Raw genomic sequence first — 25,125 nt, 5'->3', positions numbered from 1 at the left:
GAGTATTTCCTGACACGGCTTGACAAGCTAGAGCTAATTGTTGTTGATCAGCTTATGTCGAACTCTGGCTCGATTCAGCTTACACCAATCCTTAGGAAACGAGGATGAAAAAAACGCTCGTGGACATGCTCATTTGCCCTGCCTGTCTTCCCCAGGAAAATGAGCTGTCACTTCACGTGGAAAAGATTTTAGACGAAGACGTCATCCAGGGTCAACTGACCTGTTCCAGATGTGCTGAGGTCTTTTTGATTCGCGACGGCGTGGCCGACCTTGACCCTGGACGCGCACAGCGCTCGCCTTCCAAATATGAACAATCCGCTGTGGTCTCCTCCTATCTCTGGAGTCACTATGGGGATATCCTCCAGGAGGAGCAGGCCTCTGACGCCTATGATCAATGGGGCCAGCTCATGCAACCCCATTTGGGGATCTGCCTGGACATCGGATCCGCCGTGGGCAGATTCGCCTTTGAAATGGCCCAGAAATGTGACTTTGTCCTGGGCCTGGACCGGGAGTTCCCCTGGGGCTCGGTGGAAGAGGCCATTGATGAACAGCTTGCCCCCTCAGGGATCACCGTCCAGGCCCTGCGCCAGAACCCAAGCGGGCTCCGAGCCGAGCCTTTGGAATTTGCCAAACACGAAAAGCAGGGTTTTGCCACCCCTTCCGGGAAGGTGGAGTTCTATTCCCAGCGACTTGCGGATAACGGCCACTCTCCGGTTCCATTTCTCCATGCTGAACCGGGGGAGCCCATCAGCTTTGCCGGACAGATCCCAGGTCAGGCTTTCATCGGGATCAGCGGGGAACGGACCAATCGCTTCACCCACACTCAGTTCCACACCATCCCCTCTTTGATCCAAAGGGAACCCGAAGGATACGTGGAGCTGCATGCAGATGATGCCCGGGCCAAAGGTATTGGTGCTCAGGACTTGGTCCAGGTGCAGACCCCCAGAGGAAGTATCCGGATGAAGGCTAGGATCACGGACCGGGTCCATCCGGGATCGGTGCTCATTGCCTGGGGGTGGGGGGACATAGACCCGGAAGCCAGCCTGAACAACCTGACCGATGATGAACAGCGAGACCCCATCACCTGCACTCCAGCGGCCCGGACCTTTATGTGTGCAGTGCACAAAGTCGGTTCAGAGGAAAAACGAAGTGAGTAAAGAGTGAAGGCAAGGGGCCGGACTTTCACTGTCCAGTTCTGAACACGGCCGGGTTGATTTCGTAGAGGGGTGATGCGTGACGGGCGGCCCCGGATAAGGAGGAGAGCTTGGGGCTGATTTCGCATCCTGGAGCGTATTGGGTGGTGAACTGCAGAAAGCGTTCTATGCTCTGGGGATGATCGGGCAGGACCTGCGTGATCCGGGCAGAGCCTGTTTGAGCAGGCTTGAGTTCACTTAAGAAATTTGCTACCCCTTGGTCAGAAAAATGACATGACGTGATGCTGCGTAGGCCCGTGGCGTGAGCTGTGGGTCTGGAATTTTGTCCGGGGCTGCCTTCTGCATGGACTCTCTGCATCAGCCGACCCATCTTCTTTTCACAGGCCAGCGGTTTCGGACTACCCACCTCCGGCTACTGACACCTGATATTCGCGCCCCGCATAATCCCTGTCTTCTCCTGTCCATCCTGGATCTGGCAGCTCAAGGGCAGATCGATTCTCCGTTCATCCAGTCCTTATTTGAGCTCATCGGGCGCGTTGCCCGCTACTGGGATCTGGTCCGGTCTCCAAGCGGCAGACTAAAAACGAGGGGGGTGGCATGAAGCAGGTCACGGCCCAGGCCGTCCTTGAGCAGCTCCGGCAAATCGACGAGTCAGACCGCATTGAGGCCAAACGGGCCTCGGCCATTGGCGAGTCCCTGTTGGAAACGGTCTGCGCCTTTGCAAACGAGCCGGGCCTGGGCGGTGGCTGGCTGTTGCTGGGTGTGGTGAAGGCCTCGGATACGCCCGGTGACTACAGGGTGACCGGTGTCGCCGATCCGGACAAGCTGCTGGGAGACCTGCATTCCCAGTGCGCCGGTGTCTTCAATGTGCCGGTACGGATTCAGGCGCGGGCGGAGACGGTGGACGAGGGCACAGTGATTCTGGTGGAAGTGCCTGAGGTCGACCCGGCTTCTCGCCCCATATATTTTGCCAACAAGCCCCTGCCGCGCTCGGCCTGGCGGCGCGGCCCCAGCGGCGACTACCGTTGTAACCAGGACGATCTGGCAGAACTGTATCAGGGTCGGTCCAGCCAAAGTTTTGATGCCACGATCGTCTCAGATGCCAGCCTGGATGACATCGACCCGGATGCCATCGAGTACTACCGGGATGCCCGTCGTGCCGTGAATCCGACGGCGGAGGAATTAAGCTTTTCCGATGACGAACTCCTGGAGGCGCTGGGCGCTGTTGCCCGCAAATCCGGGCAGTCGCGCCCCACAGTGGCCGGTGTGCTGTTGTTTGGTCGGCGGGGGGCGCTGCGACGGCTGTTCCCCGCCAACCGGGTGGACTATGTTCGCATCCCAGGCAAGGAGTGGATCGAGGATCCGCACAACCGCTTTACCACCCTGGATCTGCGTGACACCCTGCCCCGGCTGATCCAGCGGTCAACTGCAGCGGTGCTGGACGATCTGCCGCGGGCTTTTCGACTGCCGGAAGGGGAGATACGACGGGGAGAGAAGACGGTACTGCCGACTAAGGTAGTGCGCGAGGCGGTGGTAAACGCAGTGATGCACCGCAACTACCAGCGCCAGCAGCCCATCCAGTTGCTGCGCTACAGCAACCGGCTGGAGGTGCAGAACCCGGGGTACTCTCTGAAGGCGCTGGAGAATTTGGGTGAGCCGGGCTCGCAGTGGCGGAACCCGGTGATCGCCTCGGTGTTGCACGAAATGGGGCTGGCGGAGACCAAGGGCAGCGGGATTCGCGTCATGCGGCGGCTGATGGAGGAGGCCGGGCTCTCCCCGCCGAGCTTCGATTCGGACCGCCACAACGATCAGTTTTCGGCGACTTATCTGTTCCACCATTTTTTGGGCGAAGCCGATATCGAGTGGTTGGGACGTTTCCGGCACCTTGGGCTGGGCGAGGATGAGCAACGAGCGCTGATTTTCATTCGGGAGACCGGTCGCATCACCAACTCTGATTACCGCGACTTGAACCGGGTCGACACCCTGGCCGCCAGCCAGCGACTGATCCACCTGAGGGATCTGATGCTCATTGATCAGGTCCCCCGGGGGGCGGCGACCTACTATGTCCCTGGTAAGGAGCTGAGCGGCCTATCGAACGGAGAAGAGGGCATCCTGTTCTCTGGCTTATCACAGGAGTCTGAAGCCTTATCACAGGAGTCTGAAGCCTTATCACAGGAGTCTGAAGCCTTATCACAGGAGTCCGGGGGAGGGGCATCCGAGCAGACGTACCGTGAGCAACTCCTGGCCGAATTGCCAGATGAGCTTAGAAGCGAGCTGGAACGCATCGGGCAGCGCAGCCGTGATCCACAACAGATACCACGACTCATACAAGCGCTTTGCGCCCTTCGACCCTACGGAGCCAGCGAGCTGGCGGTTCTTTTAAAGCGCCGCCGGGACTATCTGCATCGTCAGCACATCGCCCCCCTGCTCGCCGAGAACCTCGTGCGATACCGGTTTCCAGGTGAGCCGAATCGCCCGGACCAAGCCTATATGGCCACCAAGGAGCAAGAATGAACGCCACGGACCTTCCAAGGTCTGGACTTCTGCCACATACTCCGCGATCAGGGCATGAGCTGTGGCGACTACCTGAACCAGTTCATTTACCTGATCATTCTGAAAATGGACGATGAATACAGCCGGTCACCCCGGAGCCGGGAGCTCTGCATCCCTGATCCGTGCAACCAGCCGGACGATCGTACCTCCAAATGCTGCGTGTGCACTGCGAGGTTTGCTTGGCCAGCGAAGTGTTGCCCTTCCTGGACAAGCCCTGAATCGACCACAGCATTTTCAGACCTTCATGCTTGTTTTGCTTCAGTTGCTTGGCGTCCGCAAAGAGCATTCAAATCCTGGGCTTATCGAGACCCTGGGGACCATATTTGAGCAGGCTTGAGTTCACTTAAAAAATTTGCTACCCCTTGGTCAGAAAAATGACACGATATGATGCTGGGTAGGCCCATGGTGTAAACTTTGGGTCTGGAACAAGGAATTATGGCAAAGAGCTTAGGTTGTTGAGTCATATAAAGTTACACCGAAAACTGAGTTCAGTCTATATGGAAAACAAGGAATTCAGCACCTCATAAACTTGCTTAAGGATATCTTCGGATACGGTTGCTACTTTTTTGTCTATAAGGGAATTGTCTGCTGTAAACAGCTTAGCTGGACGAACATAGGAGGGGATTACCGGGAGGGGCGAGTCTGTGAATGAATCCCGAGTAAGCTGAATGCCTTGATCAAACGTCGGTCTCTTTTTCGTAATCTGGCATAAAATGGAATCCTGTCCGGCAAGATCGGCAAGAACCAAGGCAGGTCTTGGTTTAGCATTTTTCAGATCCGAGAAGCGAAACAGAATCCTTACGACATCGCCTTTTACAAATCGGCCCATGCCTCATCCTCTTCCGGGTCGTCCCATACCTTGGCCAAGGCGGATTCGCTTGCATAAAGGGCATACCTTGAAAGCTCTTCTTCGGTTTCTGTTTCCATTTCATCCCCCATCTGTCTGTCGAGTGCAGCCAGTATGTCCTCCGTCAATTCTTGCATTTCTTCGTTTGTCGGGGCCAGCCGGAGTCCTTTTTCAGCACAATGTTTTGCTTCAGCTAGATATCCCAAACTATATAATGACGAGGCAAAATTATAATATGTTACGACGTCCCCGCCAAAAGCTTCAATGGCAGCCTGATAATGCTTTCGCATTTCAATTGCATTTTCCCGTAGACACTCAACCGCGCCCATAACATAAAGATAATTTTTGGGATCCTCAGCCTTTATTTCTTTGGCTTCCCTGGCAATCGTCTGCAAGGTAAACTCATCAGTTTTGCCGACACGCTTAAGCTCCGACAACTTTTCCAGTAATGATTGAGCCTTACCCACAGTCTGCTTCATCATCGTTACCACTCCCTGCGTCCCCAGGTTCATTTTGCCGTGAGGCAGGGACAATACGTTCTTTGCTTGTCAGTGTAAACACGAAGAGACAATGGCGCAAGCATCTGCTCGGCAAAGGTAGCCAATGAACTCCAAGGACCTTGGCTTCCTTGGCGATCTTCGGTGCGCCAGGCCAAGTCTGGTCAATCTTGTGGGCTGAAATGTGCCCACCATGGAAATTGCCTGTTTGTCCATGTAGTCACTCGGGCAGCGGATGGAGTAATCCTACCCGTTGAAGCCCCGTGCTGACAAACGTGTGAGCCGCAGCGCAAGCGAACTCGATTCGGCCTCGTGGCGCAATTGAGAGTGGCTAGCCTTCCGAAGATGGTGAAACCTAGAATCGACGATGAAGCAACAGGTATTTGCATTCGTCGGGCTCTCCGGGGTGGTTGGAGGCGGCGCGCACGGACAGATTGGCCGAGGAACCTGGGAGGCCCGGCAGGGCGAGGGTTTTCCCTCAGCGCTTCTTGGGGAAAACATAACCCTGGGGCGTCCTTGTCGGGAATCGGACAGGCCCATAGTAGTGGGGAAGCGGGGTAATTCCCGTGGAGCGAAGGGGCCTGACCGTAGGCCTTTGGTGACAGTCTTCGGGAGAGCCGTATGCGGGAAAACTGCACGTACGGTTCGACGAGGGGGCGCTGATGGATGAATACAGTACGGTCGACACGTAGTAGTCGCGTGCGACGAGGCGTCTGTGAAAGTCCTGGCTGATTCTATCCACCAGTGCTCTACTCTACTGGATAAAATATTGTATGCTATGGCTCTGGGACGGTCCCTAACCCAAAGGAACAGCCGCATTTTGCTTATCAGAAGTCAAGAGGACTCTTGGCTTCTTTTTGGGTTTGACTCTTGATGGTGTGGGTATAGATCATGGTGGTCCGCACATCGCTGTGCCCGAGTAATTCCTGAATGGTCCGGATGTCGTAGTTGGCCTGGAGCAGGTGGCTGGCAAAGCTGTGCCGGAAGGTATGCGACGAGACGCGCTTTGGGATCTGCGCTTTTTGCACTGCATGGCGAATCGCCTTTTGCACCTGGGACTCATGCAGATGGTACCGCCTGCGCTGGCCGGTCTCGGGAATATGGGTCAGATAGGTGGCAGGGAAAAACCACTGCCAGACAAATTCCCTGGGGCTGTTTGGGTATTTGTTCTCCATATTGTCGAACATGAACACCCCGTCATATCTGGCTTCCAGATCTTTTGCATGCAGTGCCTTCACCTTTTCCAGCTGCTTGTTCAGTTCAGGGAGCAGCATGTGGGGCAAGGGAACGGTCCGATCCTTTTTCCCCTTGCCGTCGTGAATGGTCAAGACTCCAAAATCAAAGTTGAAGGCGTTGACCCGGAGCCCCAGACATTCAAATAACCGGAGTCCGCATCCATAGAGCAGCTGGACAACCAGATCAAAAGGCGAAGTCAAGTGCTGGATGACTTTGTCGATCTCCTCCCGGGTGAGGACAACAGGGATATACGGCTTTTGCTTGGCGCGGACGACTCCGTCGATGGGGCCGAACTCCTGACCCAGGACGTGCCGGAAAAAGAACAAAAGCGCATTAAAGGCCAGGTTCTGGGAGGAAGCGGACATGTTTTTCTCCACCGCCAGGGAGGTCAGAAAGGATTTGACATCAGATGTGGACAAGGCTTGAGGGTCCTGTAGCCGGGTGTACGATTTGAGCTTATAAACCCAATTGGTATACGATTTCAGCGTCTTTTGTGAGTAATGCCTGATCTTGATTTCATTGGTCAAAGACTGGATGGCAGCTTCCCAAGGGTCCTCAACTGGAGATGACGCAGGCCTCGCGATGTGTGCAGAGCCTGCATCCGGGCTCTGGTCAGCAACTTGGACCGCAGATGGATTATGGGGTTTGCTTTTCGCTTCAGCGACCTGCCCTCCAGAGAAATTACTGTGTGGATCCTCCTTTGAGTTTGTATTCTCAGCAGAGGAAATCTCTAGCAAAATGTGGACCGCTTCAGTGGCTTGCTGTTGCTGGAAAGGCCCTTGATTCTTGGACTGAAGCTTCTTGATGAAATGGGGCAGACTTCGCGAGTCATCAGGATCAAAGCCATACTTGGCACAAAAATCCAGATAGAATCGCAACCATTTCAGGAAATGATGTTGCTGCTGTGCTGGGATATGCTTTGCATCCAAGGCTATCCTAAACTCGGCTTGAACATGTGCAGGAATGGTTTTCATTGACTTACATCTAAATTAGGTATAATACTCATTTTGTGTATATATACTATATTTGTATATACATTTTTTGAGAAACAAGCAACATGAATTTTATCACAATATTTCATAGGATTGAAATGGAAAGCGTGTAAGTTGCCTGAAGGGTAGTCAGAAAAAAAACTGTATAATAAATTGTTCGGTAGAAAATTGTGATTTAAATTCAAAATAACAATGATATATCACTATACCAATATCAACACTCTTGCTTCGATACTTGACAGCGGGAAAATAAGGTTCAGTCGCCTTGATGGCGTAGATGACCTCCGGGAGGCACAGACGGTAGCAGGAATACAATTTGGGAAATATTTTTTTGTCAGTTGTTGGACCAAATCGTCGAAAGAGCATATACCACTTTGGAATATGTACACTCGAGAGATGAAGGGCGTGAGAATTGGCTTGCCAGACCAGCCATTCAAAATGGCACCCCTGAAAGCGCCACCTTCTTGGAATATGATTCAGCAAGGGGAAATCCTTTCACCTTTATCATTTGAAGAAATGTTCTGTGACACCTATTCCATTCTTCCAGTATTTCTAACTCCAAACATGTTTGCAGGCCCTGTGTCTTATGTCCCTGATATTTCGAAAGTCTATAAAGAAAATGTCCACCTCGAAATTGGTCCTGACAACCAAGCAAAACTTAATATCGGAAATATGCCCTTGTTACCGAGGACTAAAGACGACTGTTGGGAATTTCAGGATGAATATAGGTTTGTATTGCTGATTACTCCTTCAATCCCGGTACCTTCAACCGGAATAGGTGATCAGGAATTTTCCAAAAAATTTGTCAACCATATTCTTTCAAGCTTCTTAAATGGCATTGATCCTGGTATTGACTATTACGATATTCAACTTGATGAATCTTCACTCAATTCAATAGAAATCACTTTAGGACCGCGCACAGATCATAGCGATCGCCTTTTAGTCGAGGCCCTTGTTGGCAAATATACAACTGCTGGCAGAGTAAATAAAAGCGCATTGGCTATAAAGTGAACCGAACAATCGCGTTAACACGGACTGCCAAAAGCGGCGCTGCTTCGCTTTGCCGCTTTCGGCCGCCGGTTACGCGAAGCGTTAGGCATCACCGGATGCGGCAACATCGAAGGAGAGAACGATGAAACATGTATATCTGGCGCTTAACTGGGGGTTTGGCGTCCTTTTCTTGTTGGCTGGGGTGCTTTCCCTGATTGAATCACCTTTGGCTGGACTATGTCTGATTGCTGCAGCAGCCCTCTTGCTTCCTCCGGTAAGGAATTTCGCCTACTCAAAAACAAATCAAGAGCTCCCTGTAAAGGCTAGAGTTGTTTCCGTCTTTGTTTTGTTTATGGCATTTGGCTTTTTCGCCGGCCAGGCTCAGGAACAAAAAGAACGAGAGTTAGCGGCCCAGAGAGCGGAAGAAAGGGCCGAAAAGGCCGCTCAATTACGGCAAGAAAGAATTGATCACTTCAATGCCAACCGCGAACAGATAATCGCTTCAGTTGAGAAAGCGATTGTGGATGAGGATTATCAGGCCGCTATTTCCCGGTCTAATAAATACCTTGTTGCTGACGACAAGAAGCTTGAGCAATTGAATACACAAGCAAAAGGCGAACGTGCGGCAATTCAGAAGGCTAAAAAAACGGAGAAGTTGTTGTCAGAACTGAAAACTATACCGGTAGAAAAATATAACAAGAACAGAAATCTGTACCAACGGCTACTGAAAATGCATCCCAACAATGAGCTGTACCAAGAAAAAGTCGCATTCTACAACAATAAGATCGAGGAAGAGAAAAGAAAGAAAATTGCCGCCGAGAAAAGGAAGAAGAAAATTAAATCTCAGTTCAGTGCATGGGATGGATCGCATAGAAATCTCGAGCGCGTAATTCAGAAGTCAATGAATGATCCCGACAGCTACGACCACGTTGAGACCGTATATTGGGATCGGGGTGACCATTTGATAGTGCGAACTACCTTTAGAGGTAAGAATGCTTTTGGCGGTGTCGTAAAGAATTCAGTGAAAGCGAAAGTGAGCTTGGACGGCGAAGTTCTACAAATACTTGATCAGTATTAAGCCTAACAATTGCATGCACTCGGACAGCAAAAAGCGCCGCTTCTTTGTCGCTCTGCTTTTTGCTGCCGGTGATGCAAAGCGTTAAGAGGCAAAGATTGTGGAAATCGTTCCTTTGGCTGATAAGAAGGAGTTCATTGCGGAGTTGGCGGAGCTTCACCATGCAGAGTGGAAGCACTTGAACCCGTCGCTAACTCTGGAAGGGCGAGCACAAGCAATCGCTGATGCTGCGGGACGAGAGAGGATTCCTTCAATCTTTATTGCAATGTTAGGTAGCCAACTCATTGGTTCGGCTGCGCTAGTACAGAATGATATGGACACAAAGCCGGATCTATCCCCTTGGCTAGCAGCAGTCTATGTAAAAGAGAGCTTCCGGCATCAAGGGATAGCAACGGCATTGATCCGTCGGTGCGAAGAGGAGGCAGTTCGCTCAAATGCTAATGCCTGGTATCTCTACACAGAGTCCGCCTCGAAACTTTATGAGAAGCTCGGCTGGCGTTGTATGGAGCGATGCGAATACAAGGGAGCGATGGTCGATGTCATGTGCAAGCCGCTTGCCTCTTAACAAGGGCATCAACCGGGACGGCTTAAAGCGCGGCTCCTTCGTCACCGCGCCTTAAGCCGCCGGTTATGCCTGCCGTTATGTTCAATGGAGTACGCATGACAAAAGATGAAATTCCGAGCGTTGCTAAGGAGAGCCTATCGGATCTCTTGGGGGAGCCAGGAGGCATCCTTTACAGCAGCCATGAGACATTGAAGCCCGGAAGTGTTTATGTGCTCGGCTTTAATCCGGGTGGCGGCGATGGAGCACCACTTGGTGAAAGCGTGCAGTCGATGTTGTCATACAGTGATAACGCGTACATTGATGAGCGCTGGAGCAATGGTAATGGCGCATGGGAGCCTGGGGAGGCTCCACTTCAAAAAAGAATTCACTGGTTGCTCAACGAACTTGGGTTGGAAACTTCAGCGGTCTGTGCGAGTAACTTGATTTTCCTTCAAAGTCGATCGGCTAACGACATAAGTTTTTCTTTAGCCAAGAGGTGCTGGCCAGTTCACGAAGCCATTCTAAAAGTAGTACAACCGAAGCTAATAATTGCATTCGGTAACTCTGTCGATTCGCCTTACGGATATTTGCATGCAATGTTTGGGGGGAAAGAAGAGAATATTCCATCGGGTCATGGCAACTGGCAGGTAAAAGGCTTTCGTTGTCGTATCAATGATAGGCCAGTTTATGTGGCAGGCTTACCACATCTCAGTCGGTACTCCCCTGTAGGGAAGCCTCAAGTAGTGCAGTGGTTAGCTGAGCATCTGTGAATATAACAATCGGCTGCACGGCGACCAATTTTCCGCCGCTTCGCGGCTCCAAATCGGCGCGTGAGCCGGGCGTTAGGCAGAGGACAGAAGGAGAAGTGGTTTTATGATTTCCCATCATCATAAGTGTATATTTATTCACATTCCAAAAAATGCAGGTCAAAGCGTTGAACATGTCTTTCTTAATTTGCTGGGCCTAAAATGGGAAACACGCGCTCCGCTTCTGCTCCGATATAACGACAGACCAGAACTCGGCCCTCCAAGACTCGCACATTTGAAAGCTAACGAATATGTTCGATATAGATATCTGACTCAAGACATGTTTGATCAATATTTTAAGTTCGCCTTCGTGCGAAACCCTTGGAGCCGAACAGTATCAATATATAAGTATCTTGGGTATGCCAAAAAGATGGATTTTAAGTCATTCTTATTAGGTCCGTATAAACGTAAGATCTTTGAGGAGAAGCGGTGGTTTGTTGGTCCGCAAAGTGATTTTATTTGCGGTGAAGACGGAAGGCTTCTTGTAGATTATGTAGGGAGATTCGAAGATTTACAAAATGGATTTGACTCCGTATGCGAGAAAATAGGCATCCCATCAACTAAGCTCCCACATGTTAATGAATCCAAAAATAATAATCAGATTCTTAGCCGAAGCCCCAAAGCAACGGTAAAAAACTTATTGCATGCTTACAAAAAGAAAACTATTCCCAACTACAAGAATTGGCAGGACTATTATGACAGAGAATCAATTAATTGCGTATCCCGATTATATGAGAAAGATATCGAGCTGTTTGAATACGATTTTGAATAGTCGCAAATATGTTATTACTGCCTAACAATCACATGCACCCGGACAGCAAAAAGCGCCGCTCGTTCCTCGCTCTGCTTTTTGCTGCCGGTGATGTGAGGCGTTAGCAGCTGCAGCGTCCTTCCAGATCTTGCGGAGTGAGTAAAAAAGGGATAATTTGTACTCATGGATGAATTTGAATTCGATGAAGCCAAAAGCCAGGCCAATCTGGACAAGCACGGTATCGATTTCCTTGCTGCCCAAGGGCTTTGGAAAGATCCATACCTGCTGGAGATCCGCGCAAAATCAGAGGATGAGCAGAGGTTTTTGCTGATAGGCAAGATTGGTGAAAAGCACTGGTCGGCTGTCGTCACGTACAGGGATGCTAGTATTCGTCTGATTTCAGTCAGACGTTCCCGCAAGAAGGAGGTTGAGCTCTATGAAAGCTAAAGACTTCGATAAAAAATTTGAGGAAGGTCAGGAAGATATTGTTGATGACCTGGACCTATCGTCTGCTCGTCGCGTTAATCAGGACCAAAAGCGAATCAACGTCGACTTCCCGGCTTGGGTTGTGGAGTCGTTGGACCGTGAGGCTGCGCGCTATGGAGTTACCCGCCAATCGATCATCAAGGTGTGGCTGGTGGAGCGTCTTCAGGCAGAATCTGCTAACAAGCCGCTCAATGGTGACGCCGCAGGCGGCGCACATTAGCGGAGCGTTATATCGTATTTGAAACATCTGAATGGAGGCGAGTTTGAAGAAATATAAGGCATCGCATGTTTTTGTTCCAGGTGGCTTGCCAAGCCACACTTACATTGAAAGGGCAGAAGGCGCGATAAAAAATAGGCTTGAATCCGCAAACGACAATCTGTGTAAGCTGGTGACTCTTACAGGTCAAACTAAGTCAGGAAAAACTGTCATTACTCAAAAGGTATTTTCTGAATTAGAAGATCAGAACATATGGATAAATGGTGGTTCAATCGAAAATGAGAGTGATATTTGGTCGCAAGTTGTCGAGCAGCTTGGCGGTTGGACTGTAGAAGAGATTTCAGAGCATAAAAGTTCAAGTCATAAAATTCATGGAAAAGGGACGACCGAGGCCAACGCGCTGGTTGTGAAGGGCAAGGGTGAACTGGGTGGCGAGCTTGGGGGTGCCAGAGGAACAGGCCAAAAAACTTCTAGGGAAGTTTCTCCAAAAACAGCTGCGCTCAAACTGGTTCGAGAGCATCACGCCTGTTTAATAGTAGATGACTTTCATTATTTTAAAAGGAGTTTACAAGGTGGTTTTGTTAGAGCAGTAAAGCCACTGGTATTTCACGGCGTCCCAGTTATTTTGATAGCCATACCTCATCGAAGGTTTGATGCTATAAAGGTTGAAAGAGAAATTACAGGGAGAATAGAAAATATTGATGTTCCTTACTGGAATATCGATGAGCTAGAACAGATTCCCCGAATTGGTTTTCCGCTATTAAACATAGATGTTAGTCAGTCAGTTGTTCATAGCATGGCTGGCGAGTCTCTGGGCAGTCCTCATCTGATGCAAGAGTTCTGTAGAGAATTGTGTCGAAGTCTTGATGTAAAGGAAACTCTCGATCAAGAAATAAATATCAAAGAAATGCCAGAGGGGATTTTTTCTAAAGTTGGTGAAAATACGGGTAAAACAATTTTCGACAAGCTAGCAACTGGGCCAAGGCAAAGGTCTGATAGGATCCCAAGAAAACTAGTAAATGGGGATGAAGTTGATATTTATAAGGTCGTCTTATTTGCTCTTGCGAGATTATCTCCCGGAATGCAGACTATTAAATACGAAGATCTCCGAGCAGCGATCCGAGATATTTTAGAAGAATCTATTCCCCAAGCACATGAGATTTCGAGAGTTTTGGATAAAATGAGTGAAATTGCGGCTAGCGATGAGGCATCCACTCCAGTTATTGACTGGGAAAAAGAAGACCAGAAGCTTCACATAACAGATCCGTTTTTCGCTTTTTACCTCAAGTGGGGTTCAGAAAAGATATAACCAAGGGCTCCAGCCGACCGGTTTTCCGCTTCCGCTCCAAACCGGCGGCTGAGCCCAGGCGTTATGCCAAAATTTTATCACTTGACAAAACGTACGTTATGTCGTACCGTATGTTTAAAAAATAAAACATCATTTATCGAGGTCAAAGATGCCCACATTAACGGCAACTGAAGCAAGATCGAAACTTTATCGACTAATTGATGAGGCAAAGTCATCCCACGAGCCAATTGTCATAACGGGTAAACGCGGCAGCGCCGTCCTAGTTTCGGAGGATGATTGGCGTTCCATCCAAGAAACTCTGTACCTGCTAAATGTCCCAGGGATGCGCGAATCAATTCGTAAAGGCTTGGCCACTCCGATTGAAGAATGCTCTGAGAATATTGAGTGGTAATGTGGCGAGTCGTTTTTACCAAACAGGCTCAAAAAGACGCAAAAAAATTAGCAGCTGCGAATTTGCGGTCAAAGGCCGAGACGTTGCTGGAAATTTTGCGTAAAAATCCCTATCAGTCACCTCCTCCCTATGAAAAGCTTATCGGCGACTTAACAGGAGCCTATTCGCGTCGCATAAATATACAACATCGTTTAGTGTATCAAATTATAGATGATGAAAAAGTGGTCAAAGTTATTCGCATGTGGTCCCATTATAAATAAGTTGGCATAAGGCAAATTAACTCAGGTGCAAATTCCGCTGCGCTCCATTTGCACCGGTTATTTGCAACTTTATGCATAAATTCCCAACACCCTCCTATCCCAATCATCAATCCATACGTCAAAGGAACGAACAGAGCGCCAATGACCAACACCACAAACTTGATCAATTTCGTCTTTGATATCGCCAACAAGCTCCGTGGTCCGTACCGCCCGCCGCAATACCGCAAGGTAATGCTGCCCATGACGGTTTTGCGTCGGTTGGACTGCGTGCTGGAACCAACCAAGGAACAGGTCCTAGCGGAGTACGAGAAGCTCAAAGCCAAAGGCTTGGAAGGCGATGCCTTGCACAAGGTGCTGGCCCGGAAGGCGAGTAAAGATCGCAACCAGCCTCTCTACAACATCAGTCCCTACACCTTTGAAAAGCTCTTGGCCGACCCGGAGAACATTGCCACCAATCTCACCAGCTACATCAACGGCTTTTCCGAGTCCGCCCGGGCCGTGTTCGAGGCTTTCGGTTTCGAATCGGAAATCGAGAAACTGGACAAGGCCAATCGCCTGTACCTCATTGTCAAAGAGTTCACCGATCCGAAAATCGACCTGCACCCGGAGCGGGTCAGCAACCACGACATGGGCTACGTTTTCGAGGAGTTGGTCCGCCGGTTCAACGAGCAGGCTAACGAGGAGGCCGGGGATCACTTTACTCCGCGGGAGGTGATCCGCTTAATGGCCCATTTGATCTATACCGAGGACGAGGATGTCTATACCCCCGGCATCGTCCGCACCATCTACGATCCCACCGCCGGCACCGGCGGGATGCTGTCCGTGTCCGAGGAATACATCACCGAACACAACCCGCAGGCGCATCTGGAGCTGTTCGGCCAGGAATATAACGAGGAGTCCTGGGCCATCTGCCGTTCCGACCTGCTCATCAAGGACGAGCCGGTGGAAAACATCACCTTCGGCGATATCCTGGGCGATGGCGAGACAGGAGACGGGCACCCGGACAAGACCTTCCACTACATGCTGGCCAACCCGCCCTTTGGCGTGGAGTGGAAGCCTGAGGAAGACTATGTCAAAAAGGAGCACCACGAGCTGGGCTTCAGCGGCCGGTTCGGCCCCGGCCTGCCGCGCATCAACGACGGGGCTACCCTGTTTTTGCTGCATATGATCAGCAAGATGAAGCCCGCGCCGGAGCAGGGCGGGGAAGGCTCCAAGATCGCTATCGTTTTCAACGGCTCGCCCCTGTTCAACGGCGACCCCGGCCCTAGCGAAAGCAATATCCGCCGCTGGATCATTGAAAACGACTGGCTGGACGCCATCATCGCCCTGCCGGATCAGCTTTTTTACAACACCGGCATCTATACCTACGTCTGGCTGGTTACCAACCGCAAGCCGACTCATCGCAAGGGCAAGGTGCAGCTCATCGACGGCACGCGTCACTATCAAAAGATGAAAAAGAGCCTGGGCAACAAGCGTAACGAGCTGGGTGACGAGCATATCGCGGAACTGACCCGCCTTTACGGCGATTTTACCCACGGCTCCACCTGCACGGTCGGGCAGAACGGGGAACGGAAAGAGCGCGTTTGCTCCAAGATTTTTGACAACCGAGATTTCGGCTACCTCAAGCTGACCGTGGAACGCCCCCTGCGGCTTAACTTCCAGGCCAGCGCCGAGCGCATCGAACGGCTCTGGCAGGTAACGGCCTTTATCAACCTGGCCAAAAGCAAGAAGCGCAAGGACCAGGCCGAGCGGGAGGCCGAGGTGCAGGCCGGCAAGGCAACCCAGCAGCGTATCATCGAAATTTTGCAAGGCATGGATGCCACGCTCTACACCGATCGGGCCGAATTCGAACCGGTCTTGAAGGGAGCATTCAAGGCTGCAGGCGAGAAGTTGCCCGCGCCCATCAAGAAGGCCATCCTGGGCGCCCTGTCCGAGCACGATCCGGAGGCGGCCATTTGCCGCGACAAGGACGGCAACCCCGAGCCGGATACCGAGCTTCGCGACACCGAGGTCGTCCCTCTGCCCACGGATATCCCGCTGCCGCTGCCCATAGGCTATGGCAAAGACGCCGACAACAGCGAGCTGCTGAAGCTGGTGCGCGAGCACTGCGAGGACTATCTGGCCCGCGAGGTATTGCCCTTCGTGGACGACGCCTGGATCGACCACAGCAAGACCAAGGTCGGATATGAAATCCCCATCACCCGGCATTTCTATGTTTACCAGCCGCCCCGGCCCCTGGAAGTAATCGAAAGCGATATTAAGGACCTGGAGAAGGAGATCCTGGAAATGTTGCACAAGGTGACTGCATGAGCGTCGGAGGGCTGGATAGGGTGGCAACTTGTAAGAAACACTTACAGGTTCGAACGAGCATCGGCAGGCTGAGGGCAGCACAAGCGGGGCACAGGCGCTCAGTTGTAAAGGATTCCTTGACAACTGACTCTGGTCCGGTGCGCCGGCGGGCGGCAACTATTGAGTTTGGCTTAATAGTTGTCCGGAGCCTGCGCACAACGGAGCGAAAAATAAACGCTACGGGGCCGTGGAAGCTGGAGGCGTTGGATGAGCGGATCGAGGAGGGGAAACCGCAATGACCGTCAGTGTGAATGAAGACGTAGTCGCTGACGAGCAGGCACGCCACTGGAAGGAACGTAAGATCAAGTTTATTTCCGATGTGCGTACAAGCAATGTCGACAAGCATATCGTTGAAGGTGAGACTGCCGTTCGTCTCTGCAATTACACGGATGTTTACTACCACGAAAAAATAACGCCCGACATGCCATTCATGCAGGGCTCGGCCACCGATAGCGAAATCGAACGCTTCGGGCTTAAGAAAGGACAGGTACTTCTGACCAAGGACAGCGAAAGCTGGGAAGATATCGCCGTCCCGGCCTATGTCGCAGAGACGATGCCTGATGTGGTTTGTGGCTACCACTTGGCCATTATTGAACCTGATTCGGACGAGGTAGACGGGCGCTTTCTTTCATGGCTGGCCCAGTCCCCGGTATTGAATGACCAATTCAAATTATCTGCAAAAGGGGTAACCCGGTTCGGGTTGTCTCAGCAGGCCTTGAAGAATGCTCTAATAGATGTTCCCCCGCTCGAATATCAGCAGAAGATCGCCGACTTCCTCGACCGCAAGACCGCCGAGATCGACACCCTGATCGCCCGCGCCGTCACCGATCAGCAGGCTGAACGAGCGCTTCGGCACGGAGTTCACAGCGGCAGATCAGCTTTTTTTCGACCAGATCGCGGCCAGTGCTGTTGAGAATGAGAGGCTGCAACAGGCGGCGCAAGCGAACACCCTGGATAACTTTGCCTATGTATTCAACAGGATGCTGGAAAGCCTGTTTATCGAACGTATGGACGGCAATGAGGAGATCTTCGGGCGTCTGATGAATGACGACGAGTTCCGGCGGATAGCCGGGGAACACCTGCTGCACGAGGTTTACAACCGCTTGCAAAAAGTTGGCGGCGCGTGACGAGTACACTTTTGATTTTCTGGAGCTGGGCGACGAGCACAGCGAGCAGGAGCTGGAACGGGCATTGCTTGGCCGGATCGAAAATTTGCTTCGGGCCATGGGCGGGACGTTTGCCCTTATGGGGGGGCAATACCGACCGTCCCCGGAAGACCAGCCCAAAAGCGACACCTTCCTTGAAAATCACCGATACTGACACTGCTCATATAGAATTTACAGAAGATTATGTAAATCCTGTGCAATAAGCCGCGAAAAGGAGAATCCCAATGCCTCAGATAGAGACTCTGCCCTTCGGCCAGACCGGGCACATGAGCTCCCGGGTCATTTTCGGCTCTTTTGCAGTCAAGGACGCAACGAAGGAGCAATGCGCTGACGTCTTGCAGCTCCTCTATGACTATGGGGTCAATCATATCGATACCGCTCCCAGCTATGGGGAGGCCGAGCTGAGGGTGGGGGAATGGATGGCCCGGCACAGGAAGGACTTTTTTCTGGCCACAAAGCTCGATGTCAACGGCTATCAGCAGGCCAGGGAGCAGCTGCAGCGCTCCTTGAACCGCCTGCAGGTCGACTGTGTTGATCTCCTGCAGCTGCACAACCTGACCGACGAAACGGTGCGGGAGTTTGTCATGGCCGAGGACGGGGCCCTGGACTATCTGCAGGAAGCCAAGGATAAAGGCCTGACCCGGTTCATCGGGATTACCGGGCATGGATTCCAGGCCCCGCAGAGGCACCTGGAAACCCTTGAACGGCATGCCTTTGATTCGGTTTTGACCCCCTGCAACTATATGCTCATGCACAATGACGCCTACGCCGCGTCTTTTGATCAGCTCCGGGAATACTGCCGGCAAAACAACATTGCGCTGCAAACAATCAAGTCCGCGGCTCGGCGGAAATACCCGGACCGGAAGTGGACGCACCAGACCTGGTATCAGCCCTTAAGCGATCCTGAGGCGATCGGAAAGGCCGTTACGTGGGTGATGGGCATCCCGGAGGTCTTTGTGGTCTCCTCCGGAGATCTCACTGTTTTGCCCCACATTTTATCCGCGGCCGCTAGTTTTGCTGGCCCCCCGGAGGAGGCACAGATGCAGGAACTGGTGCAGGAGCAGGCCATGGAGCCTTTGTTTACCTGAGTCAGTATAGGGGGGTCCAAGCTGGCTGGAGCACAGATGTGGAATGGGTCTGGATCTGAGAAATTGGAGGCGATATGCATTACGGGTATGAAGGGCTGGGGATTTTTGGTTTCATCATTTTTATAGCTTTTATTGTCATCTCAATATGCATTACCCTGGCCCCATTGGTTATCTGGAGAAACGGCAACAGGACCAACAGGCTTTTGGCGCTCATAGCCCTTCATCAAGGCATTCCTGCTCAAAAGATACAAGAGGCTTTTTCCAAAGGTGGAGGAGATCTGCCCAGAGCAGTATATGATGCAGAGAAAATAAAGGATACAGAGGCCAAATACTCCAATGGAAGCTGAGCGATCCTCAATCGCCATTGCGAGGCAAGCGAGGCAATCTCAAGGTGTTCGGACCAGATTGCCTCGCACCTTTCAGGTGCTCGCAATGACGGATGTTTTATGCTTCCCGTGGAGCACAAGGGGCATTTGAGAGAACCCGGCTTTTCTATCCCACGGGACAGGCGAACTCGCATCTCCGGCACCAGTCGGTTACCAGGATCGGAGATCCTTCAGAATCTTTTTGGCCGCTGTCAATAGGATTGGCCCGATCGGAGTTCAGGCGCTGGATGCAGGTCACACGGTCGTATTGCCCCTGGGCGAACGCATCCGCAGGGCAGGCTGATCGGCAGGGCATGTCACAGCCTTCGCAGGGCTGGAAGCCTTCCAGGGGACGGCCTGGGGGCAGGTTCCCCTGGATCAATACCGCCCGAAGCCGGACTCTGGGGCCCCATTTGTGGTCCAGCAGCAGGTTGTTTTTTCCCACCACGCCCAGTCCTGCAAACACGGCTGCGTCTTTGAGGTACACCCCTCCCTTTTCCACATGGTAGGGCAGGGCCTGGGCGCGAACCCCATGAGTGTTGTACAGCCAGTCTGCCAACTCTTTCGATACCTTGGTCATATGCCGGTTTCCCGCGGTATTGCCGCGGTCGAACCAGTCCAGCCTGGGATTTTCTTCCGGATGATGCATGGCCAGAACAAGAAGAGAGTGGGCGTTTTCCAGCCACGGGGTGGGATTCTCTGAATGGCCGGTCTCCCAGTTTCCCGCGGCTTCAGCCTTATAGGAAGGCCCGTCCAGCACGTCTTGAACAGCGGCGATTCCGGCCCGAAAATCATCCCTTTTTTCTGCTTCGGCAATCAGTTCTTCTGCTATTTGGCGACTTTGAGTCATATTCTCTCCCGTGTTGTATTGGCCCCGAAAATTGGGGCAATGCGAACTATATTTCGCACGATAAGACTGGAAATGCAAGTTCCGGCCCCAGAGGTCCATCAACAGCCTCTGCCGTAAGGGACAAAGATCAGGAAAACGGCACTCAAGATGCATTCTCCTCTCTGCCTGAGGAGATCATCCTGCAAGAAGCATTGCGGTTGGAATAGAGATGAATGCAGGTATGTATTTTTGCAAGCCCACATGCCCGCCAAGGCGCAGGACGCTTGCGCTAACAAAGCATGCAAAACGATTTCAATTTCGATACCGATACCGACTGGGAGCGGCTACCCAATCGGATCCTGATAGCTATTAACTAATCACTTATAACAGTTTTTCATGCAAAATGAGGGCAAAAGTACTTTATTTAGCCGTGTCTAGGGGCCAAAGACAGTTTGTAAAAGTTCCGTGCTCCGCTTGGCCGGGTCGTTGCGTATGGACGCCTCTTCCTGGGCCAGGCGGGTGAAGATTCCTTCCAGGGTCTTATCCAATGTGTAGGTGGTCAGGTCGGCCTTGACCTCTGGAACAAGAGGAATGGCGTTGTACCTGTCCATGATCTGGCTGTAGCTCTGCACGGCCCCGACCTGAGAAAGGGTTTCCTGCACCGTTGGTTTCATTTCCGCTGCCAAGGGGGCGCTCATTTCACGCTCAAAATATCTGGTGGCTGCGTCGTCTGGACCGTTGTAGATGGATGATACGTCCTGGATGGTCATTCGGGATATGGCCTGCCAGAACAGGTCCTTGGCCTTGGGAGTGGCTCGTTCCGCAGCTTGATTCAGTTTGTGTTCAAGATCATCAAGCATGGAAGAGGCGCCAACCCGCTTCAGCACGGACTGGACTTTATCCAGAGATGCCGGAGGGGGGATGTGCAATTCCGAATCGTTGAAAAAGCCCCCGGGTTGACCCAGCTCGTCCACCACATTGGCGGTGCCGACTTTGAGGGCCTCTTTCAGGCCCTTGCCCACGGTATCCGAACTCAAGTCTTTGTCTTGGGATTGAGATGTGGCCTGCTGCAAGAGCTCCTTTCCTTTTTCCAGCCAGCTCTGGGCCTGGATGCTGGGGATAGAAGCGAAGAAAATAAGAGCTGTCAGGAAAATGAAAGGGGCGATGCGCTTGCTGTTCATTCTGGTCTCCTTTATTTTCGGGCAGGGCGCTGACGCAAAGGGAAGCAGGGTGCGCCCATGCCATGTGAAGATGTGTGTCGAAGATGCGAAAACTCCCCCGATGTATTTGTTCAGGGGGCCTGAACGATTACCCCCCCTATGGGGAAAGGGTCGTTATGATCATTGGATATTTTCAATACAGCCCTGATTTCGCGGCACCTGCAGATAATCTGTCCCGGGTTGAAGACGCCCTGGGCGACGTAGAGGCCGACATTGTTGTCCTCCCTGAACTGGCTTTTACCGGGTACCTGTTTCAGGACAGGGAAGAGCTCCTACGGGTAGCCGAAGATCCGGACGAATCCAGAACTGTGCGCAGGCTGATCAGTCTGTGCGCCGGCAGCGGGCTGCATGTGGTGACCGGGTTTGCCGAACAAAAGGGGGACAAGGTGTACAACAGCGCCATTGTCCTTGGCCCCTCAGGGATTGTGCATCGATATCGCAAGCTCCATCTTTTCGGCACGGAAAAGGAGTACTTTGACCCCGGAGACACGCAGTTGGGCACCTGGGAGGTGCAAGGGGTGCGTATAGGGGTCATGATCTGCTTTGACTGGGTCTTTCCGGAGGTGGCCCGGACTCTGGCCCTGCAGGGCGCAGACGTGCTGTGCCATCCCTCAAATCTGGTCCTTGATTATTGCCAGCAGGCCATGCGCACCCGGAGCCTGGAAAACGCAGTGTACTCCATTACCGCCAACCGCACCGGGCATGAGTCCCGGCCCAGGGGGGAACTGAGGTTTACCGGCCAGAGCCAGATCGTGGATCCCCAAGGGCGGGTCCTGGCCTGCTCCGGTCCTGATGACCAGGGCCTGGTCCTGCATGAGATAGACCCCTTCAGGGCCAGAGACAAGTGGATGACCCCTGTAAACCATCGGTTTGCAGACAGACGGCCGGAGTACTACAGCCTTGGTTCTTGAGGAGACCCGGGCATCCGCGCCTCTGTTGATGCTCAGGCCCCTCGCCGACTCGCCTCACGAACCAAAAACACGCTCTATGCCGAGTGCAGGTCTAACACAGCGACAATGAGGGCATGACCAGACCTTGAAAGACCCAGGCAGGGGCCTGGCGATTCCAGGATGGCCAGGGCGACACTTGGCGGTCCGGGGGACAAGGCTTTGAAAGCACAATCTGCCGTTATCCGCGGATTCGCCTCCAAACGGTCTTTTCCAGCTCGACAAGGACAAAGAGGATGAGCCCAAAGCATACAATGCGCCCCCAGGATGCCGGATCCAGCCCGGTTGTCTGGAACAGATACTGCATTGGCGGGGCGTAGGTAAAGACCAGCTGCAGAACCACCATTGCCGAAAGAGACCACACAACGGCCTTGCTTTCAACCAGGTGGGTGATGTTCCAGACCGGACTGGCGATGAACCGGCTGTTGAACAGATAGAACATCTGCCCCACGGCCAGGGTGTTGATGGCCACGGTGCCGGCCATGCTTTTGTCCGCGCCGTGATCCAGGACCCAGAGGTAGTGTCCCAGAGCTCCGGCGACCAGGATGCAGGAAACGAAACAGACCCGCCAGATCAGAAATCCGGACAGGATCGGTTCATCAGACGCCCTGGGCGGGCGGCGCATGACGTTGGCTTCGGAGGGCTCGAAAGCCAGGGCCAGGGCCAGGGTGACAGCTGTGACCATGTTGATCCACAGGATCTGGGGCGGGGTGATGGGCAGGATGAAGTGCCCGGCCGCATCGACCATGCCCAGTCCGAGGAAGATGGAGGCCATGACCACCAGGGCTTGGCCTCCGTTGGTGGGCAGGATGAACAGGATGGCCTTCTTCAGGTTGTCGTAGACCGTCCGGCCCTCTTCCACAGCACTGGCAATGGAGGCGAAGTTGTCGTCGGCCAGGACCATGTCCGAGGCCTCCTTGGCCGCCTCGGTCCCGCTGCTGCCCATGGCTATGCCCACATCCGCCCGCTTCAGGGCCGGGGCGTCGTTCACTCCATCCCCGGTCATGGCCACGATATGCTGCCTGGCCTGAATGGCCTTGACCAGCCGCAGCTTGTGTTCCGGACTGGTCCGGGCAAAGACGTCTATGTTGACCACCCGCTGTTCCAGCTCTTCCTGGGACATTTTCTCCAGCTCCTGGCCGGTGAGGACCTCTTCCCAGTTCCCGATCCCGATTTCCCGGGCAATGGCTTTGGCGGTCAAGGCGTGGTCCCCGGTGATCATTTTGACCACAATCCCGGCGGAATAGCACTCGCTGACCGAGACGCACTGTCCGATGAGCTTGGCCGCAGCCTGGATGGCCTCCTCCCTGGGCGGATCTATGATCCCGAACAGGGCCAAAAAGGTGAACCCGTCTTCAAGATCGGAGAACTCCAGGTCCTGCCGGTCCGCATCGACTTCCTTGACCGCCAGGCCGAGGAGGCGCTGGCCCTGGGATGCGATCTCCTGGGCCTGTTCCTCCCAGAAATCCAGATCCAGGGGGTGATCTCCGCCTCGGCTGCGCTGTCCGGCGCAGCGCTCCCAGATCCGTTCCGGGGCCCCTTTGAGATAGATGAAGGCCCGGCCTTCATGGTCGTGATGCAGGGTGGACATGAACTTGTTTTCCGAGCTGAAGGGAATGGTGTCCCGGCGGGGCTGGAGATCGTTTTCGTGCTTTTGGTCCAGACCGGCCTTGAGCCCGGCCACGACCAGGGCGCTTTCCGTGGGGGAGCCTTCGGGCTTCCACTCCTCGCCGCGGTGGTGGATGATGGCTTCGTTGCAGAGCATGGCCCCGCGCAGGACCGGGAGCAGGCCGAAGTCCTCGTGCAGCGGATCGATGTCCTGTCCGGAGTGTTGAAATCCGCCCCTGGGTTCATACCCCACCCCGGTCACATGGAACTGGTCATCGGCGGTTCGTACGGTCTGCACGGTCATCTCGTTCTTGCTCAGGGTCCCGGTCTTGTCCGAGCAGATCACCGAGACCGAGCCCAGGGTCTCCACTGCCGGAAGACGGCGGATGATGGCGTTGCGTCTGGCCATGCGCTGGACGCCGATGGCCAGAGTAATGGTCATGATCGCGGGCAGGCCCTCGGGGATGGCGGCTACGGCCAGACCCACAGCGGCCAGGAACATCTCGCCGGGAGCAAAGCCCCGGATCATGACCCCAAAGGCAAAGGTCACTCCGGCCAGGGCGACGATGGCCCCGGTCAGCCAGTGCCCGAAGCGGGCGACCTGCCTGAGCAGAGGCGTGGTCAGGGTCTCAACCTCGGAGAGCATGGAGCTGATCCGCCCGATCTCGGTCCTGGAGCCGGTGGCCACAACCACCCCGGTACCCTGGCCGTATGCGACCAGGGTCCCGGAAAAGGCCATGCTCGTCCTGTCCCCCAGACCGGCCTCCTCGTCTATGGGATGCGCGGTCTTGGTGACCGGGACCGACTCCCCCGTCAGGGCGGCTTCCTCGATCTGCAGATCGAAGACCTCGGACATGCGGATATCGGCCGGGACCTTGTCCCCGGCCTTGAGGAAGACAATATCTCCGGGCACGAGCTCTTCAGCGGGAATGGTCCGCTTGTGCCCGTCCCTCTGGACCAGGGCCCTGGGAGCCAGCATGCCCTGGATGCTCTCCAGTGACTTCTCCGCCTTGCCTTCCTGGATAAAGCCGATCAAGGCATTGACCACGGTGACCCCGAAGATGACCGCAGTGTCCAGCCATTCCTGAAGCAGGGCGGTGACCAGGGCCGCTCCAAGCAGGACGTAGATAAGCACATTGTGGAACTGGAGGAGGAATCTGAGCAGGGGACCTTTTTTCCTGGCCTGGGCCAGGGTGTTCGGACCGAACTCCTGCAGGCGATTGCGGGACTCGTCGTCGGTCAGGCCTTCCGGTCGGCTGCCGATCTTGTGCATGACTTCCTGGATCGAAGCGGCGTGCCAGGAAACTTCGGGGATCGTTTGCGGATCATTCGTGGTCATGTTCGTGTGCTCCAAAACATGCTGGGGCTGGAAATAGGGAAGACAGGACGTATGTTCAAGATACGGTTTTCTGGGCTCTGCGGCAAGAAGCAACAGCCTGTTGGGG

General features: G+C 53.3%; 26 protein-coding genes. 20 read left to right on the top strand and 6 right to left on the bottom strand.

The window, feature by feature from the left end; genetic code table 11:
* Positions 1-104 precede the first annotated feature (104 nt).
* Together N902_RS18470 and N902_RS0100955 are read left to right on the top strand one after the other, a co-directional pair.
* A complete protein-coding gene (locus N902_RS18470) occupies positions 105-1,157 on the top strand; it encodes a molybdopterin dinucleotide binding domain-containing protein (RefSeq protein ID WP_051564062.1) in 1,053 nt (350 codons plus the stop codon).
* Between the two features lie 594 nt (positions 1,158-1,751).
* Positions 1,752-3,668: an ATP-binding protein gene (locus N902_RS0100955; protein WP_027369396.1), complete on the top strand. Its 1,917-nt coding sequence runs from the start codon at positions 1,752-1,754 to the stop codon at positions 3,666-3,668.
* A gap of 532 nt (positions 3,669-4,200) precedes the next feature.
* Here the strand turns inward: N902_RS0100955 and N902_RS0100945 are convergent.
* From N902_RS0100945 to N902_RS0100935, 3 genes are all read right to left on the bottom strand, one after another.
* On the bottom strand, positions 4,201-4,536 hold the full coding sequence (locus N902_RS0100945) for a type II toxin-antitoxin system PemK/MazF family toxin (RefSeq protein ID WP_027369394.1): 336 nt from the start codon (positions 4,534-4,536) through the stop codon (positions 4,201-4,203).
* A complete protein-coding gene (locus N902_RS0100940; RefSeq protein WP_034621113.1) occupies positions 4,521-5,036 on the bottom strand; it encodes a hypothetical protein in 516 nt (171 codons plus the stop codon). Before N902_RS0100940 ends, N902_RS0100945 begins: the two co-directional genes overlap by 16 nt.
* Positions 5,037-5,878: 842 nt before the next feature.
* A complete protein-coding gene (locus N902_RS0100935) occupies positions 5,879-6,814 on the bottom strand; it encodes an integron integrase (RefSeq protein WP_208596245.1) in 936 nt (311 codons plus the stop codon).
* 213 nt (positions 6,815-7,027) lie between these two features.
* Here N902_RS0100935 and N902_RS20055 point away from each other — a divergent pair, with 213 nt between their 5' ends.
* The 17 genes from N902_RS20055 to N902_RS0100855 all read left to right on the top strand — a co-directional run bounded on the left by N902_RS20055 (position 7,028) and on the right by N902_RS0100855 (position 19,058).
* A complete protein-coding gene (locus tag N902_RS20055) occupies positions 7,028-7,264 on the top strand; it encodes a hypothetical protein (protein ID WP_208596244.1) in 237 nt (78 codons plus the stop codon).
* Positions 7,265-7,471: 207 nt separating this feature from the next.
* Positions 7,472-8,290, top strand: a complete 819-nt coding sequence (locus N902_RS15800; RefSeq protein ID WP_027369391.1) for a hypothetical protein — start codon at positions 7,472-7,474, stop codon at positions 8,288-8,290.
* 121 nt (positions 8,291-8,411) lie between these two features.
* On the top strand, positions 8,412-9,347 hold the full coding sequence (locus N902_RS18465) for a hypothetical protein (protein WP_051564061.1): 936 nt from the start codon (positions 8,412-8,414) through the stop codon (positions 9,345-9,347).
* Between the two features lie 97 nt (positions 9,348-9,444).
* Positions 9,445-9,909, top strand: coding sequence for a GNAT family N-acetyltransferase (locus N902_RS0100920; RefSeq protein WP_027369390.1), 465 nt, complete (start codon positions 9,445-9,447; stop codon positions 9,907-9,909).
* Between the two features lie 95 nt (positions 9,910-10,004).
* A complete protein-coding gene (locus tag N902_RS0100915) occupies positions 10,005-10,658 on the top strand; it encodes a uracil-DNA glycosylase family protein (RefSeq protein WP_027369389.1) in 654 nt (217 codons plus the stop codon).
* 103 nt (positions 10,659-10,761) lie between these two features.
* A complete protein-coding gene (locus tag N902_RS0100910; RefSeq protein WP_027369388.1) occupies positions 10,762-11,466 on the top strand; it encodes a sulfotransferase family 2 domain-containing protein in 705 nt (234 codons plus the stop codon).
* Between the two features lie 162 nt (positions 11,467-11,628).
* Complete coding sequence (locus N902_RS0100905; RefSeq protein ID WP_027369387.1) at positions 11,629-11,892, top strand: BrnT family toxin; 264 nt, start codon at positions 11,629-11,631, stop codon at positions 11,890-11,892.
* Entirely contained in the window at positions 11,882-12,151 is a 270-nt protein-coding gene (brnA, locus tag N902_RS0100900; RefSeq protein WP_027369386.1) for a type II toxin-antitoxin system BrnA family antitoxin, read from the top strand. The genes N902_RS0100905 and brnA overlap by 11 nt, the downstream gene beginning before the upstream one ends.
* Positions 12,152-12,194: 43 nt before the next feature.
* Positions 12,195-13,457, top strand: a complete 1,263-nt coding sequence (locus N902_RS0100895) for a hypothetical protein (protein WP_027369385.1) — start codon at positions 12,195-12,197, stop codon at positions 13,455-13,457.
* Between the two features lie 148 nt (positions 13,458-13,605).
* Positions 13,606-13,848 carry a type II toxin-antitoxin system Phd/YefM family antitoxin gene (locus tag N902_RS19020; protein ID WP_084287560.1) on the top strand — a complete coding sequence of 81 codons (243 nt, stop codon included), beginning with the start codon at positions 13,606-13,608 and terminating at the stop codon, positions 13,846-13,848.
* On the top strand, positions 13,848-14,108 hold the full coding sequence (locus tag N902_RS19015; protein WP_027369384.1) for a Txe/YoeB family addiction module toxin: 261 nt from the start codon (positions 13,848-13,850) through the stop codon (positions 14,106-14,108). Before N902_RS19020 ends, N902_RS19015 begins: the two co-directional genes overlap by 1 nt.
* A 141-nt stretch (positions 14,109-14,249) precedes the next feature.
* On the top strand, positions 14,250-16,418 hold the full coding sequence (locus tag N902_RS0100885) for a type I restriction-modification system subunit M (protein WP_027369383.1): 2,169 nt from the start codon (positions 14,250-14,252) through the stop codon (positions 16,416-16,418).
* Between the two features lie 274 nt (positions 16,419-16,692).
* Complete coding sequence (locus N902_RS15790; RefSeq protein ID WP_051564060.1) at positions 16,693-17,370, top strand: restriction endonuclease subunit S; 678 nt, start codon at positions 16,693-16,695, stop codon at positions 17,368-17,370.
* A gap of 67 nt (positions 17,371-17,437) precedes the next feature.
* Positions 17,438-17,584, top strand: coding sequence for a hypothetical protein (locus N902_RS20050; RefSeq protein WP_208596243.1), 147 nt, complete (start codon positions 17,438-17,440; stop codon positions 17,582-17,584).
* On the top strand, positions 17,571-17,777 hold the full coding sequence (locus N902_RS0100865; protein WP_027369380.1) for a PDDEXK nuclease domain-containing protein: 207 nt from the start codon (positions 17,571-17,573) through the stop codon (positions 17,775-17,777). Before N902_RS20050 ends, N902_RS0100865 begins: the two co-directional genes overlap by 14 nt.
* Positions 17,778-17,847: 70 nt before the next feature.
* Positions 17,848-18,711 (top strand): aldo/keto reductase, encoded by an 864-nt coding sequence (locus N902_RS0100860; protein ID WP_034621106.1) that lies wholly within the window; start codon positions 17,848-17,850, stop codon positions 18,709-18,711.
* A 74-nt stretch (positions 18,712-18,785) separates the two neighbouring features.
* Positions 18,786-19,058 carry a hypothetical protein gene (locus N902_RS0100855; RefSeq protein WP_027369378.1) on the top strand — a complete coding sequence of 91 codons (273 nt, stop codon included), beginning with the start codon at positions 18,786-18,788 and terminating at the stop codon, positions 19,056-19,058.
* A gap of 145 nt (positions 19,059-19,203) precedes the next feature.
* Here N902_RS0100855 and N902_RS15785 read toward each other — a convergent pair whose 3' ends face one another.
* Together N902_RS15785 and N902_RS0100845 are read right to left on the bottom strand one after the other, a co-directional pair.
* A complete protein-coding gene (locus tag N902_RS15785) occupies positions 19,204-19,926 on the bottom strand; it encodes a hypothetical protein (RefSeq protein WP_051564059.1) in 723 nt (240 codons plus the stop codon).
* Between the two features lie 413 nt (positions 19,927-20,339).
* Positions 20,340-21,086 (bottom strand): DUF4197 domain-containing protein, encoded by a 747-nt coding sequence (locus N902_RS0100845; protein WP_027369377.1) that lies wholly within the window; start codon positions 21,084-21,086, stop codon positions 20,340-20,342.
* A gap of 155 nt (positions 21,087-21,241) precedes the next feature.
* Between N902_RS0100845 and N902_RS0100840 the strand changes: the two genes are divergently transcribed.
* Positions 21,242-22,036, top strand: a complete 795-nt coding sequence (locus N902_RS0100840) for a nitrilase-related carbon-nitrogen hydrolase (protein WP_027369376.1) — start codon at positions 21,242-21,244, stop codon at positions 22,034-22,036.
* A gap of 217 nt (positions 22,037-22,253) precedes the next feature.
* Here the strand turns inward: N902_RS0100840 and N902_RS0100835 are convergent, their stop codons facing one another.
* Positions 22,254-25,019, bottom strand: a complete 2,766-nt coding sequence (locus tag N902_RS0100835) for a cation-transporting P-type ATPase (RefSeq protein WP_027369375.1) — start codon at positions 25,017-25,019, stop codon at positions 22,254-22,256.
* Between the last annotated feature and the right edge of the window lie 106 nt (positions 25,020-25,125).

The organism is Desulfovermiculus halophilus DSM 18834, assembly GCF_000620765.1.
GTDB classification, from domain to species: Bacteria; Desulfobacterota; Desulfovibrionia; order Desulfovibrionales; family Desulfothermaceae; genus Desulfovermiculus; species Desulfovermiculus halophilus.
This window is presented reverse-complemented; position numbering and strand designations above follow the sequence as displayed.